1 protein-coding gene is annotated in these 1,068 nt (G+C 69.8%); it reads left to right on the forward strand.

Translation table 11 applies throughout. The features are described 5' to 3' along the window. Positions 1-111: 111 nt before the first annotated feature. Positions 112-1,068 (forward strand): toprim domain-containing protein (locus tag NUU27_RS25380; protein WP_257765068.1); only part of this gene is annotated, 957 nt, incomplete at its 3' end.

Below are 1,068 nucleotides of genomic sequence, written 5' to 3' on the forward strand. Positions count from 1 at the left end.
GGAACATGTTGCGGCGCGGTTTATGTTGCGCGGCGGCGATTGGGCCTTGTTTCGCGGGCGATCATCAGCTTGGACGCAACATAACGTCAGCGCATGGCGGGGGATTTCGTGATGCCCCGCGACGCTTCAGACCTGTCGCGCCGCCTCGCCCGTGATGCCGAGGCGGTCTGTCGCCACTACCTGTCGAACGGGCGGCGGCAGGGCCGTTACTGGACGGTGGGCGACGTGCGCAACGCCCCCGGCCGGTCGATGTTCGTCCGGCTCAGCGGGCCGGAGTACGGTCCCGGCGCTGCGGGGCATTGGACTGATGCGGCCACGGCTGAGTTCGGCGATCTGCTCGACGTGATCCGGGAGAGCTGCGGGTTTATCGAGTTTGGCGATGTCGCCGATGAAGCCCGGCGCTTTCTGAGCCTGCCGCAGGCCGAGCCCCGCCAGACGCCGACGCCCGTTCGCGCACCTGTCCCCGCCGGGTCGCCGGAGGCGGCGCGGCGGCTGATCGCCATGGCGCAGCCGATCCGGCGAACGCTCGTCGAGACCTACCTGGGCAATCGCGGCATCGAGCGGGTCCACGATGCGGGCGCGCTGCGGTATCACCCGCGCTGCTATTATCGGCCGGACGAGCACTCTCCGACCGAGACCTGGCCGGCGATGATCGCCGCCGTCACCGACCTCGACGGGCGGCAGACCGGCGCGCATCGCACCTGGCTCGCCCCTGACGGATCGGACAAGGCGGCGGTCGACACGCCGAGACGGGCGATGGGCGACCTCCTCGGTCATGCTGTTCGCTTTGGAGCCGTCGACGATGTCCTCGCCGTCGGCGAAGGCATCGAGACGATGCTGTCGCTGCGCGCGGCCCTGCCGGGCATACCGATGGCCGCCGCGCTGTCGGCGAGTCATCTTGCCGCCGTTCTGCTGCCGCCGACCCTGCGCAGGCTCTACATCGCCCGCGATGCCGATGCCGCAGGCGACATGGCGCTCACGGCATTGACCGAACGCGCGACGGCAGCGGGAATCGAGATGCTGGCCCTGTCTCCAAGGCGCGGCGACTTCAACGACGACCTGCAGGCC

Source organism: Nitratireductor sp. ZSWI3 (assembly GCF_024655565.1).
In the GTDB taxonomy this organism is placed as follows: Bacteria; Pseudomonadota; Alphaproteobacteria; order Rhizobiales; family Rhizobiaceae; genus Nitratireductor.